At 72.8% G+C, this 18,526-nt stretch carries 17 protein-coding genes; 9 read left to right on the forward strand and 8 right to left on the reverse strand.

Annotated features, from left to right (window positions below; translation table 11 throughout):
* The first annotated feature begins 8 nt into the window (after positions 1-8).
* Genes ACIQWX_RS15000 through ACIQWX_RS15010 form a run of 3 tightly spaced genes read left to right on the forward strand, consistent with a single transcriptional unit; the run spans position 9 to position 3,239 of the window.
* On the forward strand, positions 9-1,376 hold the full coding sequence (locus ACIQWX_RS15000; RefSeq protein ID WP_400870096.1) for a DHA2 family efflux MFS transporter permease subunit: 1,368 nt from the start codon (positions 9-11) through the stop codon (positions 1,374-1,376).
* Positions 1,369-2,382, forward strand: coding sequence for a 3-deoxy-7-phosphoheptulonate synthase (locus tag ACIQWX_RS15005; RefSeq protein WP_400870099.1), 1,014 nt, complete (start codon positions 1,369-1,371; stop codon positions 2,380-2,382). Before ACIQWX_RS15000 ends, ACIQWX_RS15005 begins: the two co-directional genes overlap by 8 nt.
* Positions 2,379-3,239 (forward strand): alpha/beta fold hydrolase, encoded by an 861-nt coding sequence (locus ACIQWX_RS15010; protein ID WP_400870102.1) that lies wholly within the window; start codon positions 2,379-2,381, stop codon positions 3,237-3,239. The genes ACIQWX_RS15005 and ACIQWX_RS15010 overlap by 4 nt, the downstream gene beginning before the upstream one ends.
* An 88-nt stretch (positions 3,240-3,327) precedes the next feature.
* Here ACIQWX_RS15010 and ACIQWX_RS15015 read toward each other — a convergent pair whose 3' ends face one another.
* Positions 3,328-3,720: a hypothetical protein gene (locus tag ACIQWX_RS15015; RefSeq protein WP_400870105.1), complete on the reverse strand. Its 393-nt coding sequence runs from the start codon at positions 3,718-3,720 to the stop codon at positions 3,328-3,330.
* A 109-nt stretch (positions 3,721-3,829) separates the two neighbouring features.
* On the opposite strand from ACIQWX_RS15015, the gene ACIQWX_RS15020 reads away from it, so the two are divergent.
* Both ACIQWX_RS15020 and ACIQWX_RS15025 read left to right on the forward strand, forming a co-directional pair.
* Complete coding sequence (locus tag ACIQWX_RS15020; protein WP_400870108.1) at positions 3,830-4,996, forward strand: sensor histidine kinase; 1,167 nt, start codon at positions 3,830-3,832, stop codon at positions 4,994-4,996.
* The gene (locus ACIQWX_RS15025; protein ID WP_400870111.1) at positions 4,993-5,649 is read left to right on the forward strand and encodes a response regulator; all 657 of its coding nucleotides are present in this window, start codon (positions 4,993-4,995) and stop codon (positions 5,647-5,649) included. The genes ACIQWX_RS15020 and ACIQWX_RS15025 overlap by 4 nt, the downstream gene beginning before the upstream one ends.
* A 3-nt stretch (positions 5,650-5,652) precedes the next feature.
* Here ACIQWX_RS15025 and ACIQWX_RS15030 read toward each other — a convergent pair whose 3' ends face one another.
* Positions 5,653-6,216, reverse strand: coding sequence for a TetR/AcrR family transcriptional regulator (locus ACIQWX_RS15030; RefSeq protein ID WP_400870114.1), 564 nt, complete (start codon positions 6,214-6,216; stop codon positions 5,653-5,655).
* A 91-nt stretch (positions 6,217-6,307) separates the two neighbouring features.
* On the opposite strand from ACIQWX_RS15030, the gene ACIQWX_RS15035 reads away from it, so the two are divergent.
* A complete protein-coding gene (locus tag ACIQWX_RS15035) occupies positions 6,308-7,255 on the forward strand; it encodes a ketopantoate reductase family protein (protein WP_400870116.1) in 948 nt (315 codons plus the stop codon).
* Positions 7,256-7,289: 34 nt separating this feature from the next.
* Here the strand turns inward: ACIQWX_RS15035 and ACIQWX_RS15040 are convergent, their stop codons facing one another.
* Genes ACIQWX_RS15040 through ACIQWX_RS15065 form a run of 6 tightly spaced genes read right to left on the reverse strand, consistent with a single transcriptional unit; the run spans position 7,290 to position 15,257 of the window.
* Positions 7,290-9,491 (reverse strand): aminotransferase class III-fold pyridoxal phosphate-dependent enzyme, encoded by a 2,202-nt coding sequence (locus tag ACIQWX_RS15040; RefSeq protein WP_400870118.1) that lies wholly within the window; start codon positions 9,489-9,491, stop codon positions 7,290-7,292.
* Positions 9,488-12,055, reverse strand: coding sequence for an aconitate hydratase AcnA (acnA, locus tag ACIQWX_RS15045; protein ID WP_400870121.1), 2,568 nt, complete (start codon positions 12,053-12,055; stop codon positions 9,488-9,490). Before acnA ends, ACIQWX_RS15040 begins: the two co-directional genes overlap by 4 nt.
* Positions 12,056-12,057: 2 nt before the next feature.
* Complete coding sequence (locus tag ACIQWX_RS15050) at positions 12,058-12,912, reverse strand: amino acid ABC transporter permease (protein WP_400870123.1); 855 nt, start codon at positions 12,910-12,912, stop codon at positions 12,058-12,060.
* Complete coding sequence (locus ACIQWX_RS15055) at positions 12,909-13,553, reverse strand: amino acid ABC transporter permease (protein ID WP_400870125.1); 645 nt, start codon at positions 13,551-13,553, stop codon at positions 12,909-12,911. Before ACIQWX_RS15055 ends, ACIQWX_RS15050 begins: the two co-directional genes overlap by 4 nt.
* An 11-nt stretch (positions 13,554-13,564) precedes the next feature.
* Complete coding sequence (locus tag ACIQWX_RS15060; protein WP_400870128.1) at positions 13,565-14,500, reverse strand: transporter substrate-binding domain-containing protein; 936 nt, start codon at positions 14,498-14,500, stop codon at positions 13,565-13,567.
* Between the two features lie 19 nt (positions 14,501-14,519).
* Positions 14,520-15,257, reverse strand: coding sequence for an amino acid ABC transporter ATP-binding protein (locus ACIQWX_RS15065; protein WP_400870131.1), 738 nt, complete (start codon positions 15,255-15,257; stop codon positions 14,520-14,522).
* A 128-nt stretch (positions 15,258-15,385) separates the two neighbouring features.
* Here ACIQWX_RS15065 and ACIQWX_RS15070 point away from each other — a divergent pair, with 128 nt between their 5' ends.
* The 3 genes from ACIQWX_RS15070 to ACIQWX_RS15080 all read left to right on the forward strand — a co-directional run bounded on the left by ACIQWX_RS15070 (position 15,386) and on the right by ACIQWX_RS15080 (position 18,523).
* Positions 15,386-16,213 carry an alpha/beta hydrolase gene (locus tag ACIQWX_RS15070; protein WP_400870134.1) on the forward strand — a complete coding sequence of 276 codons (828 nt, stop codon included), beginning with the start codon at positions 15,386-15,388 and terminating at the stop codon, positions 16,211-16,213.
* 44 nt (positions 16,214-16,257) lie between these two features.
* Entirely contained in the window at positions 16,258-17,163 is a 906-nt protein-coding gene (locus ACIQWX_RS15075) for a MurR/RpiR family transcriptional regulator (RefSeq protein ID WP_400870137.1), read from the forward strand.
* 163 nt (positions 17,164-17,326) lie between these two features.
* Positions 17,327-18,523, forward strand: coding sequence for a copper resistance D family protein (locus ACIQWX_RS15080; protein WP_400875767.1), 1,197 nt, complete (start codon positions 17,327-17,329; stop codon positions 18,521-18,523).
* Positions 18,524-18,526: the final 3 nt, after the last annotated feature.

The raw sequence follows: 18,526 nt of genomic DNA on the forward strand, positions 1-18,526 counted from the left end.
AGGCGGTCATGACCACGCGGCCCGTCGACGCGACCCTGTGGCGCACCGCCGGCGTCCTCGTCCTCGGCACCTTCATGGCCACCCTCGACGGCACCATCGTCGCCGTCGGGGTGGACACCCTCGCCGACCGGTTCGGGGCGTCGGTCACCGACATCCAGTGGGTCACCACCGCTTACCTGCTCGCCGTCGTCGCGGCCGTGCCCGCCTCCGGGTGGCTCGCCGCCCGGTTCGGTGGGCGGCGGACGTGGCTCACCGCCGTCGGCGTGTTCGTCGGCGCCTCCCTGCTCTGCGCGCTGGCCGGTTCGCTGCCCGTCCTCGTCGCGTGCCGGGTGCTCCAAGGCCTGGCCGGGGGACTGCTGCCACCCACCGGGCAAGCGCTGCTCGCCCGCGCGGCCGGACCCGACCGGATCGGGCGCGTGATCAGCGTCGTCGGGGTCGTTCCCCTGCTGTCGCCGGTCTTCGGGCCGCTGGCCGGCGGCGCGATCCTCGGCGTCGCCGACTGGCCGTGGCTCTTCTACGTCAACCTGCCCATCGGGATCGCCGCTGTCCTCTTGGGACTCAGGTGCGTCCCCGCCGACGACGTGACCAACCCGCGCGAGCCCTTCGACTTCGTCGGCGCGGCCCTGCTTTCCCCGGGCCTCGCCGTCTTCGTCTACGGCCTGACCGACAGCGCGGTCGCCGTCGTGCTCGGTGCGCTCATGCTCGCCGCGTTCGTCGCGCACGCCCTCCGGGCTCGAACGCCGGTCCTCGACCCCAGGCTGTTCACGCGGCCGCCGTTCGGCGTCGCGGCGCTGGCACTGGTCGTCCTGGGCGCGTCGGTGTTCGGCACGATGTTCCTGCTCCCGCTCTACCTCCAGCGCGCCGCCGGCCTCGACGCGCTCGGCACCGGCCTGCTGCTGGTGCCCCAGGGCGTCGGCGCCGCTGCCGGCTCGCTGCTGGTCAACCGGCTGGTGGACCGCGTCGCGCCGCGCACGCTCGTGGTGTCCGGCATCGGTTTCGTCGCACTCGGCACCGCCGCTTTCACCCAGCTCGGGCCCGGGCTGCCCGACGCCGTCATCGCGGTTTCGCTGCTGCTGCGCGGGTTCGGCGCGGCGTTGATCGGCGCGCCGGTCATGACTTTGGTCTACCGCAACCTCGAGCCGGCCCACCTGCCCCGCGCGGCCGGGGCCCTCAGCCTGCTCAACACACTCGGCGGCTCGGTGGGCACGGCGGTGCTCGCGCTCGTGCTCCAGAGCCGCCTCGCCGCACGCGGCGCGGACGTCGCCGCGGCCTTCGCCGACACCTTCTGGTGGGTGCTCGGCTTCGTCGTCGTCGCGGCCGCCGGGGCCACGAAGCTGCCGCGCGCCCGCCCGGAAAGGGAATCCGCCGATGCTTGACACCCTGCCCACACCCGCCGAGCTGCTGGCCGCCGGACCGGCGCCGGACGGCGTGGCGCGGCACCGCGAGACGATCGCGGCGGTGCTCGACCGCCGCGACCCGCGGCTGCTGGTGGTCGCCGGCCCGTGCTCGGTGCACGACCCGGCCGCCGCGCTCGAATACGCGCACCTGCTGGCCGCGGCGGCCGCCCGGTTCGCCGACGACCTCGTCGTCGTCCTGCGCGCCTACCTCGAGAAGCCGCGGACGGTCGCGGGCTGGACCGGCTTCCTGCCCGACCCCACGCTGGACGGCAAGGGCGATCTCGCGACCGGGCTCCGGCAGGGCCGCGCGTTCCTCCTGGAAGCCGCGGCCACCGGCCTTCCGCTCGGGTACGAGTTCGTCGACCCGGTGCTCGCGCCCTACGTCGCCGACGCCGTCAGCTGGGCCGCGATCGGCGCCCGGACGGTGGCCAGCCAGCCGCACCGGCACCTGGCGTCGTGGCTGCCGATGCCGGTGGGCATGAAGAACTGCGTGTCCGGCCGGCTCGAGCCGGCCGTGGACGCCATCCGGGCGGCCGCGCTGCCGCACCCGTTCGCCGCGCTCGCCGCGGACGGCCGGATGCGGACGGTCCGCAGCCTCGGCAACCCGGACGCGCACCTGGTCCTGCGCGGCGGCCTCGAGCCCAACTACGACGCCCGGTCCGTCGCCGCGGCACTCGACGTGGTGACGGCGTCGGGCCTGCCGCGCCGCGTCGTCGTGGACGCGTCCCACGGCAACAGCGGCAAGGACCACGACCGCCAGCCGGTGGTCCTGGAAGACCTGGCGGCCCAGGTCGCGGGCGGGAACCGCGCGATCGCGGGCGTGATGATCGAGTCCTACCTGGCCGACGGCCGCCAGGACCCGGCGCTGTGGCCGCCGCGCCGCGACCTCAGCCGCACGGACGCCTGCCTCGGCTGGGAGCGGACCGTTCCGTTGCTGGAGCGGCTGGCCCGGGCGGCGCGAAGCAGGCGTGGACGGCTCTCGTGACGCACACACAGGGCACGACGGAATGGGTCCCGACCCCGGACGGGCGGCGGCTGCACGCGATGGTGCTCGGCCCGGTCGACGGCCCCGCAGTGGTGTTCGAAGCGGGCGCCGCCGCGAGCCGGTCGTCGTGGGCGGCGGTGCAGCCCCTGGTCGCCGAGCACGCCCGGGCGATCGTCTACGACCGGTCCGGGCTCGGCCGCAGCGCACCGGACCCCGGCGGGCGCACCCTGTCCCGGATGGCCGGCGACCTGGGCAGCGTTCTCGACCACTTCGGACCGGGCCCGTTCGTCCTGGCCGGGCACAGCGCGGGCGGCCCGATCGTGCGCCTGGCGGCCGCGGCGAAGCCGGACAGGATCGCCGGCCTGGTCCTGGTCGATCCGACCGACGAGGCAGCGGACGTCCTCTTCGGACGGTCGTTCCGCCGGATGGAGCGCTCCGCGATCGCAGTGGGCGGCGTACTCGCCCGACTGGGACTGCTCGGGTTCGTCTTCCGCGGCACGCTGCGCGGTGTCCCGGACGACGTGCGCGACGACCTCCGCCGGGAAGCGTTCGGTCCCGGGGTGATCCGCACCCAGCGCGAGCAGGCCCGGACGTTCCTCGACGAGCTGGCCACCTGGCGAACCACCCCACCCGGCCACGACGGCATCCCGGTGACGGTGATTTCCGGTGCCCTGCCGGGGAATGGGATGAACGCGGCGATGCGAGCGGCGGCGAACGCGTCGCACGCCCGCCGCGCGGCCGCGGCGAACGGCCGGCACGTACTCGCCGGACGATCCGGCCACTACGTGCCGATCACCGAACCGGAGCTCGTCGCCGGGGAGATCCGCCGGCTGCTGGAAGCGCATCGGCCCGGGTGAGACGACCCGAGCGCCGACCAGTGGCGGAACCGGTGCTGACGCGTTGCCGGCGAGCACCGGTCTGCCCGTGGTTCTGCCGGCGAAACCCCTACCTGCCGGCCCGCCAGCGCTCGATCGCCTCGGCCCACTCCTTGTTGCCGGTGGTCTCCATGAGCTCCTTGCGGTCGATCAGCAGGTACACCTCGCCCGCCGGCGTGTTCGTGCCCAGGATCAGGGGCTTGCCCGCGTCCAGCAGACCGCCGAGGAACCGCCCGTAGAGGTCGGTGTACTCGCGCCGCAGGCTCGTCACGTCGCCGGGCCGCAGCGCCAGCGCGTCGTCACCCCAGCCGGACAGCACCAGTGAGCCACTCGTCAGCTCGATCGTCCCGCGCCGGCGGAACAGTGCCTTCTGGCTGATCGCGCCGGCCGCCTTGTCGGCGGTCTTGTTGGCGTACAGCTCCGCGCCACTCGCTCCGATGTAGACACCCGTCTTCGACTCCACGCCGGAGACCCTCGTGCACGACCGGGGCCGGCCGCAGCGGCCGGAGGGCGACGGCCGCGTCGACTTTGGTCGATGGCCGCCGGCCGCGCCGGGGTGGTCGAATGGCCCGGTGACGTTTTCGTGGCAGTGGCTGCCCGGGTCGCTCCGGGCCGATGTCGATGCGGACCCGAGACCGGTCCGGTCGGTCCGGGACACAGTGGTCGACGTCGCCGCGGTGCTGGTCGCGGCCGCCGTCGGCCGGCTCGGCGCGTGGTCGCAGCTGCGGACGCTCGACCTGCTGACCACGACCGACCTGGTCGTCGGCGTCTTGGCGTGCCTGGCTCTGCCGGCCCGCCGGCGGTGGCCGTTCGGGCTGCCCCTCGTGCTGGCCGCGCTGACGGCGGTGTTCCTGGCGCCGGCCGGTGCCGCCGCCGTGGGCACGTTCACCACGGCCGTGCACTGCCGGCCCCGCGCGACCGCCTGGGTGGCCGGCGTGGGAGCACTGGCGTCGTTCGTCGTCGTCGCCCTGCACCCCACGGACCTGCCGTTCGGGATCGGCGTGACCATCAGCGTGCTGCTCACCGCCGTGGTCACCGGCCTCGGCATGCTGGTGCGAGCGCGTCGCCAGCTCGTGGTTTCGCTGGCCGAACGGGCGCGGCTCGTCGCCGGCGAGCAGGCCGCCCGGGTGGCCGACGCGCGACGGCTGGAACGCACCAGGCTGGCCCGGGAGATGCACGACGTCCTGGCGCACCGGATGTCGCTGCTGAGCGTGCACGCGGGCGCGCTGGAGTTCAGTCCGGGCGCCTCGGAAGCGGAGATCTCCCGTGCGGCCGGGGTGATCCGCAGCGGGGTGCACCAGATGCTCGTCGACCTGCGCGAGGTCATCGGCCTGCTGCGCGAGTCGCCCGACGAGGACCTCGCCCCGCCCGCGTTGGACACGCTGGTGGCCGAGGCCCGGCAGTCGGGCGCGGCCGTCACGCTGACCGCGCCGGCGCAGCTGCCGGTGTCCACTTTGGTCGGCCGCGCGGTGTACCGGATCGTCCAAGAAGGACTGACCAACGCGCGGAAGCACGCGCCCGGGCTGCCGGTGACCGTCACCATCACCGGTGCCGCCGGGGACGGGTTGACGGTCGAGGTCCGCCAGCCGCTGCCGGCCGGGCGCCGGACCACGATCCCCGGCGCGGGCGTCGGGCTCACCGGCCTCGCCGAACGCGCCACCCTCGCGGGCGGCGGGCTGGACCACGGGCCGGACGGGGGCGACTACGTGCTGCGAGGATGGCTGCCGTGGGAGGCGTGACGGAGACCGTGCGGGTCGTGCTCGTGGACGACGAGTGGCTGGTCCGCGCGGGGCTGGCGACCATGTTGTCGGGCGCGGCGGGCATCGAGGTGGCCGGCGAGGCCGGCGACGGCGCGAACGTCGCGGACCTGGTCCGGTCGGCCCGGGCCGACGTGGTGCTGATGGACATCCGGATGCCCGGCACCGACGGCATCGTCGCCACCGGCCGGCTGCGGGACCTGCCGGTGGCCGTGCTGGTGCTGACCACGTTCGACAACGACGAGCTCGTCCGCCGGGCCCTGCGCGCGGGCGCCGACGGCTACCTGCTGAAGGACACCCCGCCGGCGGACATCGTCGCCGCGATCCACCGGGCCGCGCGCGGCGAACCCACGCTGTCGCCGGCGATCCTGCGCAAGCTCATGGCGCGGATGACGGGGGCGGACGAGACCCGGCGCGCCAAGGCCGCGGCGGCGCTGGCCACGTTGACCGAGACCGAAAGGCGCGTCGCGGACGCCGTCGGCGAGGGACTGTCCAACGCGGAGATCGCGGCGGCGCAGTTCATGAGCGTCGCCACGGTGAAGTCGTACGTGTCCCGTGTCCTGGTGAAACTCGGGGCGGCCAACCGGGTGCAGATCGCGTTGACGATCCGCGACGCGGACGGATCGCTGTCGTAGGGCTTACCGGCGTAGTCCGTCCAGGACCAGGGTGATGACCCCGTCGGCCTCGGCCCGCCAGCCGGGGCGGTCGTGCGCCGCGCCGATGCCGTGCAGGGCCATCATCACGGTGCCGCTGCCGACGTCGTCGCGCACGGTGCCCTCCCGCACGGCGGCGGCCACCAAGTCCGTGACGGCCTCCTCCAGCGCCCGGCTGCCTTCGGCGAGCACACCCGAACGATCGGCCATGAGCGTCGCCAGGGTCCGGGCCAGGCCCTGGTGGGCGTCCATGTGATCGACCATGGCGTGCAGGAAGGCCGCCAGGGCTTCCGCCGCGGGCAGGGTCGACTGGAGCTGACGGGCGCGGTCGCACAGCGCCGCGACTTCCCCGCGGTAGACGGCCTCGGCCAGCGCGTCCCTGGTGGGGAAGTGGCGGTACAGCGTGCCGGTGCCGACGCCGGCCAGGCGGGCGAAGTCGTCGAACCGCAGAGTGAAGAACTCCCCGGCGTCGAAGACCTCCCTGGCCTTGGTGAGCAGGGCCTCGCGCTTGCGCCGGGCGTCGGCCCGCAACGGCTTGTCGGCGACCATGTGCTCCCTCCCCGTTGACAACTGGAGATGACCTCCATATTTTCGAAAGTGGAGATGACCTCCAAATCGATCGTAACCCACGAGGTGCCCCGTGAAGATCCTGATGTTCGGCCGAGGCGTGATCGCCACCGTCTACGGCTGGGTCCTGCACCAGGCCGGACACGACGTCGAGTTCTACGTCCGGCCGGGCCGCGCGGCGGAGTACGGGAGCGAGGTGGACCTCGACCTGATCGACGCGCGGCGCCGGCCGTGGGGGCGGCGGGTCGTCGAGAAGTGGCCCGTGCGCTACCGCGAAGCACTGGAACCGGACCACGACTTCGACCTGATCGTGCTCAGCGTGCCGCACCACCGCCTCGCGGAGGCGACGGCCTTCCTGGCACCGCGGGTCGGCCGGGCCACGGTGCTGGTCTTCGGCAACGTCTGGAGCGAGCCCCTGAAGGCGGTCGGCGCACTCCCCGCCGACCGGATCGCATGGGGCTTTCCGATGGGAGGTGGCGGTTTCGGCGCCGACGGCGTGCTCCACGGGGCACTGCTGCCGTCGGTCGTCTTCGGCACTCTCGGCGGGCCGCCGACCGAGCGTGAGCTGGCCGTGCGCGAGGCGTTTCGCGAGACCGGGCTCAGGCTGAAGGAACGGTCCGACTTCCGCGGCTGGCTGTGGGTCCATTTCGTGTCGGACGCCGGCTTGTTCTCGCAGGGCGTGCGGGTGGGATCCCTGTCCCGGTTGGCCGGGGCCGTCGGCGACCTGCGCGAAGGGCTGCTGGCCGGCCGCGAGCTGCTGCCGCTCCTCGAGGCACGCGGCGTCGATCTGCGACGGCACCGGGCCGGTTTGCTGTTGTTCCGGGCGCCCACGTGGCTGACGGCGCCCGCACTGGCCTGGCTGACCGCGCACGTCCCACTGGCGCGCGTGAGCATCGCGGCGCACTCGGACCCCGAGGCCGAGGAGCCGCGCGAGGTCTGCCGGGACACACTGGCCGAAGCGCGACGGCTGGGTGTTTCGGTACCGCGGTTGGAAGCGGCGGAACCGTACTTCGCCCGTTAGGCGATCGCCCGGTGGTGGGTACCGTCGGCCGCCCCTAGGGGTGGTAGGCCCGCGCCGCCTCTGCGAGGCGGGCTACGAACTCGTCGGCGTGCGTTTCTTCCCAGACCAGCGGTGGGCGCACCTTCAGCACGTCCGAGCCGGGACCGGTGAGGCCGGCGAGCACACCCCGGGCGACCAGTCCTTCGAGCAGGGCGCGCGCCACCTCGTGGGACGGCACTCCGTCGACCGGCCGGACGTCCACACCCGCCAGCAAACCCGTGCCCCGCACCGGACCGAGCAGCGGTGACTCCAGCGAGCGCAGACCGCGGCGCAGGTGCTCGCCGACCCGGACCGCCTGGGCCGGGAGATCCGTCAGTTCCAGGATGTCGAAGACCGCGTGGCCCGCGGCCGCGGCGGCCGGGGTGGCCGCGAACGTCGAGAAGTACTCGTACCGGCGCGCGAGCACGTCGGCTATCTCGCGGCGGGTGACCAGCGCGCCGATCGGGTAGCCCGCGCCCATCGGCTTGCCCAGCGTGACCAGGTCGGGTGTGATCCCGGCGAGCGCGAAGCGCCACAGCCGCGGGCCGCTGCGCCCGTAGCCGGACTGGACCTCGTCGGCCAGGTACAGCGCGCCCGCCGCGTGGGCTGCTTCGACCAGACCGGCCAGGAAGCCGGCGGGCGCGTCGAGGATGCCTTCCGACGTGAATTGCGAGTCGGCGAGCAGCAGCGCCGGGCGCAGCCCCGCCGCGTCGATCCGCGGCGTCGCACCGGGCTCGCGAGGTGCGGGGAAGGTGCCGACGCCCGCGGGCCGGTGGCCCGGCGGCCACTCGTTCGAGCTGAGGTCGGCCATCCACTTCGACGACCCGTGGTAGGCGTGCTCGGCGACGATCGCCGCGTCGCCTCCGGTGTACTCGGTCGCCAGCCGCCAGGCCAGCTCGTTCGCTTCGGTGCCGGACGTCGTGAAGAGGCAAGTGTCCAGCCCGGGCGGCATCGTGGCGAGGATCCGCTCGGCCAGCCCGGCGATCCCGCCGTGCAGGTAGCGCGAGTGCGTGTTCAGTTCGGCGAGCTGCCGCTCGACGGCCCGCGTGACGGCCGGGTGCGCGTGCCCGATCACGGCCACGTTGTTGTACGCGTCCAGGTACCGGACGCCGTCGCGGGCGTACAGCCACGGGCCCTCGCCGCGGACCAGTTCGAGCGGACGCCGGTAGAAGAGCGGGGACAGCTTGCCGCCCATCGCCGCGGCCCGCCGGGACGGCAGCTCGTGCGCCGGGACGGCCGCGGCGAGGTCGCGCGTCCCGGCCAGCCGCGCCAGCCGGTCGCCCAGCTCGTCCGGGGCCAACGCGCCGAGCAGCCCCAGCACCCGCTCGCTGGTGGCGTCGTACTGCGTGATGTACCGCTCGTTGTCCTGGTGCGCGGGGCGCCGCGTCGCGGACACCGCCAGCGTCGTGAGCAGCCGCGCGATCACCAGTTCCCCGAGGACGGCGACCTCGGCCGCGCTCAGCGGGCGGTACCGCTGGTAGCCGCGCAGCACGGCTTCGGTCGTGCGCCAGACGTCTTCGGCGCGCCGCAGGACCGAGGTCAGCGTGACGGCCAAGTCGGTGACGGCGGCCGTGTGGTGCATGTCGCCGAAGTCGATGACGCCGGTGACCGCGTCCCCCTCGGCCAGGACGTTGGTGAGCGTCACGTCGGCGTGCTGCAGCCCCGACGGGAGCGTGGCCGTCGTGGCCAGCGCCGGCGTCACCCGCTCGACGAGAGCGGCCCGCCCGATCCCGGCCGCGGCCACGACCTCCGGCATCCGTCGCACGTCCCACAGCAGTTCCCGGCCCGCGGCGGGGTGGAAGAACCCTTGCAGCGCCGTGGAGACCCGCGCCGCGACCGACCCGACCCGCGCGGCCATGCCGACGTCGATCGGGCTGCCTTCCAGGGGACGTCCGGGCAGCAGCGTGCTCAGGCGGGCCAGGCACGTGCGGCCGGTGTCGTCCGGCAGCGTCGCGATCTCGCCGACCGGCTCCGGGACCGCCAGGCCGGGGTCGGCGGTGCGCACGTGGGAAAGAGCGCGGACCTCCATGTCGACGACGTCGGCGCGCTCGGCGGGGTTGGAGATCTTGAGCACGAACCGGTCGTCGACGAGCACGTTCAGGTCGCGTTCACTGTCGAGCGGCTTCAGCACGGTGTCCGTGAGCTGCCAGTGCTCACGCAGCGCGGCACGCAGGCGTTCGGCGGAGAAGGCCGGCGCGGGCTCGGTGAAGGTGGTCATGACGGAGGTCCTTTCCGGATTCGCCGGAACCGCTCGAGGGTGTACGGGAGGACACCGCCGTGGGTGTAGTAAAGCGCCTCCTGCGGGGTTTCCAGCCGGGCCCGGACCTCGAACTCGAAGGAGGGGCGAGTGGCCGGCCGGACCCGTACGGTCACCGGCCGGGCCGGATCGGCGACGGCCTCGGGAATCCCGAGCAGGTCGTACTCCTCAGTGCCGTCCAGCCCGAGCGAACCGGAGCTCTGCCCGCCGGCGAACTGCAGCGGCAGCACGCCGAGCTGGACCAGGTTGGACCGGTGGATCCGCTCGAACGACTCGGCCAGTACGACCCGCACCTTCAGCAGCGCGGTGGCTTTCGCCGCCCAGTCGCGTGACGAGCCCGTGCCGTACTCCTTGCCCGCGATCACCAGCAGGGGAGTGCCGTCGAAGGACTTCGCGGCGTCGTAGACCGGTACGGCGGTGCCCTCGGCATCCCGGGTCCGGCCGCCGGAGCCGAGCCGATTCTGCAGACGCGGGTTGGCGAACCCGCCGCGCATCATCACCTCGAAGTTGCCGCGGCGGGAGGCGTACGTGTTGAGTTCCACCTCGCCCAGACCAGTCAGGTAGCGCCCGGCGCAGCTCGACGGCGGGATGCGGCCGGCCGGGCTGATGTGGTCGGTGGTCACCGAGTCGCCGAGGAGCAGCAGCACCCGGGCGCCGTGCAGGTCCGCGGGTGGCGGCGCGGGGGAGTCGAGGAACGGCGGACGGCGCAGGTAGGTCGAGCCGTCATCCCAGCCGAACCGCGCCCCGCCCGCGGCGGGCACCCCGGCCCAGAGGTCGTCGCCGTCGAACACGCCGGCGTAGGCGTCGCGGAAGAGTTCCGGGGTCAGGTGGGCGGTGACGACGGCGTCGACCTCGGCGTCGCCGGGCCAGAGGTCGGCGAGGAGCACCGGCTTGCCGCCGGCATCGGTGCCGAGCGGCTCGGCGGTCAGGTCGTGCGTGACCGACCCGGCCAGTGCGTACGCGACGACCAGCGGTGGCGAGGCGAGGTAGTTGAGCGAGACGTCGTTGTTGATCCGGCCGTCGAAGTTGCGGTTGCCCGACAGCACCGAGGCGACGACCGTGCCGCCCGCGACCGCCGCGGCGGCTTCGGGCAGCAGCGGCCCGGAGTTGCCGATGCACGTCATGCAGCCGTAGCCGACGAGCTGGAAGCCCAGCTCGTCGAGCGGCTCGTTCAGCCCGGCCCGGCGCAGGTACTCGGTGACGGTCTTCGAGCCCGGCGCGAGACTCGTCTTCACCCACGGCTTGGCCGTCAGGCCGCGGGCCCGGGCGTTGCGGGCGAGCAGGCCGGCCGCGACCATGACGTGCGGGTTGGACGTGTTGGTGCACGACGTGATCGCCGCGATGGCGACCGCGCCGTCCGGAACCGGACCGTCCTTTGTGGACTCGATGGCCACCCGCGCGTTCGCCGGGACGCCGGCGAGCGCGACGCGGTCCTGCGGCCGCCGCGGCCCGGCCAGGGAAGGAACGACGCCGGCGAGGTCGATCCGCACGTGCTCGGCGTACCGGAGAGAAGCACCGGGGTCGTGCCAGAGGCCCTGTTCCTTCGCATACCCCTCGACGGCGGCGACGTGCTCGGGCGCGCGTCCGGTGAGCCGCAGGTAGCCGAGCGTCGCGTCGTCGATCGGGAACATCGCCGCGGTGGCGCCGAACTCCGGGCACATGTTGGAGATCGTCGCGCGGTGGGCGAGCGGGATCCGCGCCACCGCGGAGCCGGTGAACTCGACGAACTTGCCGACGACGCCGTGCGCGCGCAGGGTTTCGGCGATGGTGAGCACCAGGTCGGTCGCCGTCACGCCCGGGCCGAGTTCGCCGGTCAGCTCGACCCCGACCACGGGCGGGACGAGCAGGCTCAGCGGCTGCCCGAGCAGCGCGGCTTCGGCCTCGACGCCGCCGACACCCCAGGCCAGCACGCCCAGCGCGTTGACCATGGTGGTGTGCGAGTCGGTGCCCGCGCAGGTGTCCGGGAACGCCCAGCCGTCGCGGCGTTCGACGACGCTCGCCAGGTACTCGAGGTTGATCTGGTGCATGATCCCGGTGCCGGGCGGGACCACGCGCAGGCCGTCGAGCCGCTCGCCCCACTTGAGGAAGCGGAACCGTTCGGCGTTGCGCGCGTACTCGATCTCGACGTTGCGGCGCAACGCGTCCGGACGGCCGGACACCTCGGTCGCGACGGAGTGGTCGACGGTCAGGTGGCTGGGGATGCGCGGGCGCACCGCCGCCGGGTCGCCGCCCGCCTCGGCCACGGCGTCGCGCAGTGCGGCGAGGTCGGTCAGCACCGGGACGCCGTTGGTGTCGTGGAGGAAGACCCGGGACGGGGAGAACGCGACGACGTCGGGTTCGCCCGCCACGAGCGACTTGATCTGCTGGGCGGTCACCGTGTGGCCGTCTTCGTGGCGCAGCAGGTTCTCCAGCAGGATCTTGTGGCTCAGCGGCAGGACGTCCGCACCGGGCACGGCGTCGAGGCGGTGCACGCGGAACCGCTCGCCCGCCAGGTCCATGGTGGACGCACTGGAGAAGCTGTCCACGGTCAGGAGACGCTTTCGAGGGCGGGGGCCGGGGAGTCCGCCGCGGCTACTCGCGCGCGGTGACGCCGTCGCGGTGGCCGGTCCAGCAGGTCGGCGAGCCGCGAGAGCCCGAAGTTGATGACGATGTAGAACACCGCTGTCAGCGCGTACGCCTGCAGGAAGTTCGCGTTGTACTCGCCGAGCACCTGCCCGTTGCGCAGCAGCTCGGGGTAGCTCACGACGTAGCCGAGGCTCGATTCCTTGAGCGTCCGGATCACCTGCGTGACCAGCGCCGGCCGCAGGGCGCGGAACACCTGGGGGAGCACCACCAGCCGCAGGGCCTGGCCGCGCCGGAGGCCGATCGCCGCGGCCGCGTCGAACTGGCCGCGGTCGAGGGAGTTCACGCCCGCGCGGACGATCTCGGCGAACACCGAACCCGCGTGCAGCACGATCGGGATCGACAGCACCCAGAACGGCGGCAGGTTCCAGCCGAACGCCGGCAGGCCGATCAGGAAGAAGTACACCAGCAGGATCAGCGGGATCGCCCGGAACAGCTCGATCGCCGCGGCGCAGGGCAGCGACAGCCAGCGGCGCGGCGACAGCCTGCCGAGACCGAACACCGTGCCGAACACCAGCGACATCGCCGCGCACGACAGCCCGATCCGCAGTGTCATGCCCAAGCCGTCGAGCAGGTAACGGATGTTGGGCCAGGACGCCAGCGGCGACCACAGCCGGGACGAGAGCTGGCCGACGTGCTGGAGCTGGAAGAAGATCCCGACGAGCGCGCCGGCCACGACCACGGCCGCGACGATCGTCGCGATGCGGAGCCGCTTGCGCCCGCGGGGGCCGAGCTCGTCGAACAACACGGTGGTCTTCATCGGCGGATCCGGACCTTCCGTTCGATGACCCCGGTCAGCTGGCCCGCGGTGAGCGTGATCAGCAGGTAGCCGATCGCCGCGGCGACGAAGCTGGGGATGGGCTGGGCGTGGTCGAGGTTGAACTGGCGCGCGGAGCCGGTGAGCTCCTGCACGCCGACCGCCGCGCCGAGCGCGGAGGCGAGGCAGACGTTGATGAAGATGGAGCCCAGTGGCTGCGCCATGGACCGGAACGCCTGCGGCAGCACGACCTGCCGCAGGACGCCGGCGAAGGTCAGGCCCAGTGCGCGGGCCGCTTCGATCTGGCCGGTCGGGACGGCCGAGATGCCGGAGCGGACCGTTTCGCACACGTAGGCCCCGAAGTACAGCCCCAGGCCGAGGACGACCGAGCCGAACAACGGCACGGTCGCCCCGACGTAGGGCAGCCCGAACACCACCATGACCAGGACGAGCAGCAGCGGCGAGTTGCGCAGGCACTGGACGTAGAACCCGGCGACCGCGCGCAGCGGGCCGACCGGGCCGACCCGGAAGACGCCGAGCAGGGTGCCGACGACCACGGCGAGCGGGAACGCGAGCACGGCCAGTTCCAGGGTCACCAGCAGACCGGTGAGCAGCTCACCGAGGTGGTCGAACAAGACGGACATGGTGGCCTCTCTCAGGAACCGGGCACGGAACCGATCTGCGGCGGCTGCGGCGCGGGCGTCTTGACGAGCTTGCCGACCGTGGCCTGCCAGAGCTTCGTCCAGGTCCCGTCCGCCTCGATCGCCTTCAGGAACTGGTTGACGACGTCCTTGAACGCCGGGTCGTCCTTGGGCAGGCCGATGCCGAACGGGTTCGAGCCGAACGTGGCGTCCAGCAGCTTGACGTCGCTCTTGGTCGCGACGACGCCGAAGAGCGACGCGTTGTTCAGCGTCATCGCTTCGGCGCGGCCCTGCTCGACGGCGGCGACGCACTGCGCGGCGGTGTCGAACAGGACCGGCTGCGCGGTGGGCACCGCCTTCAGGAGCGCGTCCTTCGCCGCGCCCGACTCGGTCGCCACCTTCTTGCCGGCGAGGTCGCTCGCCTGCTTGGTGGTCGTGTCCGACGTCTTCACGACGATGCCGCTGGCCGCCAGGTAGTAGGGGCCGGCGAAGTTGACGAGCTTCGCGCGGTCTTCGGTGATCGTGTACGTCTGGACGGCGATGTCGATGGTGTGGTTGCCCAGCAACGCTTCCCGCGTGTCGGAGCCGCCGCTCTGCAGCTTGGCGTTCGGCTTGCCCAGGAGGTACTTCGCGAGCAGCTGGGCGATCCCGGCGTCGAACCCGGACAGCTTGCCGGACGCCGGGTCGAGCTGGGAGAAGCCGATCGTGTTGCGGCTGCCCGCGAAGGACAGCTCGCCCTTCTGGCGGATCTTGTCCAGCATCGGCGTGCTGGGCAGGTTCTGCCCGACCGGGCCCGCGTCCACCACCGACGTCTGGTCGATCTGGCCGGCGATCTCCGCGCCGGCCGGTTTGGGGGCGGCACCGGGGGTCTGGTTGGGGGCGCTGCCGCACGCGGTCAAAGCGGCCAGCAGGGCGGTGGCGGTCACCGCGGCGCCGGCTGTGGTGCGCATTCTCATGAGGGCTCCCGGATCAGTGCTGAAGGACCTTGGACAGGAAGTCCCGCGCCCGGGCGGTGCCGGTGCGGTCGAAGAACTCTTCGGGCGTGCCCTGCTCGGCGATCCGGCCGTCGCTCATGAACACGACGCGGTCGGCGGCCCGGCGGGCGAAGCCCATCTCGTGGGTGACGACGACCATCGTGGTGCCGTCGGCGGCGAGCGCGGTCATCACGTCGAGGACCTCGTGCACCATTTCGGGGTCGAGCGCGCTGGTCGGCTCGTCGAAGAGCAGGAGCTTGGGGCTCATCGCCAGCGCGCGGGCGATCGCCACGCGCTGCTGCTGCCCACCGGACAGCTCGGCGGGACGTTTCCCCGCCTGGTCGCCGACGCCGACGCGGTCGAGCAGGCGCCGCGCTTCGGCTTCGGCTTCACGCGGTGGCTTCCCCCGGACCTTGATCGGGCCGAGGGTGACGTTGTCGAGGATCGTGCGGTGGCCGAACAGGTTGAACGACTGGAAGACCATCCCGACGTCGGCACGCAGTTCGGCGAGCCGGCGGCCCTCGGCGGGCAGGGGTTCACCGTCGAGGGTGATGGTGCCCGAACTGACGCGTTCGAGGCGGTTGATACAGCGGCAGAGGGTCGATTTCCCCGAGCCGGACGGCCCGACGACGACGACCACTTCACCGTGGTGGATGTCGAGATCGACGTCGTGCAGGACTTCGATGTCGCCGAAGCTCTTGCACAGGCCGCGGATGCTCACCAGCGGGGTCATCGGCTTCCTCCAGAACTTGGAAGCTTCCACTACATTCGATGTGGTGTTGTAGTGTTGGCTACCGATAAGATAGACCGCGCTACCGAGATGTCAACACCTGTCGTCGTCGCTACACCCAAGGAGCCGTCATGACGAGTCCGCGTCCGAGTGCGGAAGCGCGTGTCCTGGACCCGGTCGAGTACTACCACTCGGGTCCGACCGCCTTCTTCGCGTCGCAGCGCGACCAGCGCTTCTCGTACTGCCTCTACGTCCCGGGCGTGCACCGGACGGCGACGGCACCGCTGCCGCTGACCGTCGTGGTGCACGGGACGCAGCGGATGGCCGAGCGCTACCGCGACGCCTACCGGGGCTTCGCCGAAGAAAACGAAACGGTGGTGCTCGCCCCGCTGTTCCCGGCCGGCATCGGCGAACCGGGCGACCTGCACGGCTTCAAGCGGCTCAGTTTCCGCGGCGTCCGGTTCGACCGGGTGCTGCTCGACATCGTCGACGAAGTCGCGCAGCGGTACCGGGTCGATCCCACGCGGTTCGCGCTGCACGGCTTCTCCGGCGGTGGCCAGTTCGTCCACCGCTTCGCCTACCTGCACGCGCGCCGGCTGTCCGCGCTGTCGATCGGGGCGCCCGGTCGCGTGACCCGGATCGATCCTTCGGTGCCGTGGTGGCCGGGCACGGCGGACCTACGCGAGCGGTTCGGCGTGGACCTCGACCTCGAGGCGCTGCGGGCGGTCCCCGTGCAGATGGTCGTCGGCGCCGACGACGTCGAAACGTGGGAGATCGCCGAGCCCGGCGTGGACGCCGGTGGCGACACGCGCGTGGCCCGGCTGACGTCCCTGCGGGACAACTGGGAACGGCACGGCGTCGACGTCCGGCTCGACGTCGTGCCCGGGCTCGCGCACCGGGGCCTGCAGCTGCAGCCGACGGTCCAGGAGTTCCTCGCGCGGGCGCGGTCCCGGTCGTGACCGCGGTGGACGGCTACGATGCGGCGGTGCCAAGGGGAGAGCAGATGACCGAGCCGGGCGGCGACGAGCCGGCGCTGGGGGCGCGGATCAACCGCAACCTCGCGGGGATGTCCCGCGCGGAGCGGATCGTCGCCGAGTACCTGCGCGATCACGGGCGGCACGCCATCTTCGCCACCGCGGAGCAGATCGCCGGTGCGACGAAGACGAGCGACGCGACCGTGGTCCGCACGGCGAAGTCCCTCGGTTTCGGCGGCCTGCAGGAAATGCGGCGCGCCTTGGCCGCCGAGGTCGTGCGGGAAACGAACCCCGTCCGCCAGGTGCACGACACCGAGGGGCGCGACGGCGAGTCCGTGGTCGCGCGCGTGTTCACCGAAGCGGCCGAACGCCTCGCCGCGACCTGGCGGCTGGTCGACGAAACCGAGTTCGCGGCCGCCGTCGACCTGCTCGACGAGGCGCGCGAGGTGCTCGCCTTCGGGCTCGGCGGGTCCGGTCTGCTGGCCCGCTACCTGGCCCTGCGGCTGACGCGCATGGGCCGGCGCGCCCGGGCCAGCTGGGCGACCGGGTTCCAGCTCGCCGACGACCTGCTCGGCCTGCGGGCCGACGACCTCGTGGTGCTGTACGTGCCCAGCCGGCTGCTGGCCGAGATCGAAGTGGTGCTCGACCACGCCGAGAAGGTGGGCGCGCGGGTGTTGCTGATCTCCAGCTCGCTCCAGGCGCAGTTCGCCGAGCGCGTGGACGCGACGCTCGCCGCACCCCAGTCGATGACCAACTTCACCAGCGAAATGCTCAGTGCCGAGGTGCTGAGCGATGCGCTGCTGCTGCAGCTGGCCTCCCGCGACGAAGCGCGTTCGACCGCGGCGTCGGAAACGCTGACCTCGCTGCGCTCGGAGCTCGTCCAGCGGGACGAGCGCTCCTCGGTCTCCCGCAGGCCCCGCAAGCGCCGGAGCTGACGCCGGTTCCTTGTGCCGCCCGGTTTTCCGGGCGGCGAGTCCGACCTGCCCGATCCACAGTGGACACCCGCGCGAATGCGTTGTAGTAAAAATTTCCTTCTTTCCAATCCGGAAGTTTGCACTACACTCGGGTCATCCCCCACTCGCCGAGGAGATCGCCGTGATGTCGTTCCTGCTCGCGCAAGTCCCGGCCGCCGTCGCCAACCCCACTCCCGCACCGTGGCGGGTCATCACGAAGATGGCCTACTTCGCGGGACTGATCGGCACGATCGGCGCCACGATGCTGCACCTGCTCGTGCTGCGTCCCGTCCTCAATGGACGCACGGTCGACGGCGAAGACCGGGCGGTCCTGCGCCGCCGGACCAGCCTGCTGCTCGCCGCCGCCGGCACCTGGTACCTGGTCGCCCTGTACTTCCAGATCGCCGGGAAGGCCGCGCGCGTCAAGGGCGCGGACATCCCCTACGGCCGGGCGCTGGAGCCCGCGTCGATCTGGAAGTACGTCACCGTGCCGGCCAAGAAGGGCGAGTGGGTTTCCAGCGGTGCGCTGACGCTGACCCAGTACGCGCTCTGGGCGGCCTCGGCGGCCGTGCTGATGCTGCTCTGGTCGCCGCGGCTGCGCGGGCACCTGACCGCGATCGCCGCGAGCGGGCTCGTGCTGTCCTTCGTCGCCTACCAGGTCACCCTGCTGCCGACCGACTTCGGCAAGGAGACGGCCGACGCGCTCGTCGACGGGCTGCTGGACCACCTGCACGTGTCCGCCGTCTCGACCTGGGTGGGCGGCATCGCCTCGCTCGTGGTGCTGGCGACGGCGCGGCGGCGGCTGACCCCGCGGGCCGGCGAGACCTGGGCCCGGATCTGGACCCGGTTCAGCACCGTCGCCCTGTGCGCCGTCGGCTGCGTCCTGATCAGCGGCCTGTACCTCGCCTGGAGCCTCGTCGGCAGCCCCGGCGAGCTGCTGTCCACCAGCTTCGGCCGGTTCCTGCTGGTGAAGGTCAGCCTGGTGGCGACCATGATCGCGGTCGGCGGGCTCAACGAGTTCGTCCTCATGCCCCGCATCGCCCGGGCCCGCGCCGCCGGCGAAGAGGGGTCGGTGTTCCGGCTCGCGCTGCGGGTGTTCCCCGGCCTCGTCGCCGTCGAGGCCGCGCTCGCGGTCGGCGTGCTCTTCGTGCTCTCGTTCCTGACCGGTTCCGCCCGCGTCGAGGCCGGTGACCCCGACCCGACGCTGAGCGGCGGCATCGTCGGCATCGGCGTGCTGCTGGCCGTGCTGCTCGCGATCTCCTTCGTCACCACGGCGAAGGTGAGCGAGCGGCTGTCCCGGCCCGCCGTGGCCCCGGCCGCCGAGCCGGTGCCCGAGTTCTGAACC

Source organism: Amycolatopsis sp. NPDC098790 (assembly GCF_044759945.1).
Classification (GTDB): Bacteria; Actinomycetota; Actinomycetes; order Mycobacteriales; family Pseudonocardiaceae; genus Amycolatopsis.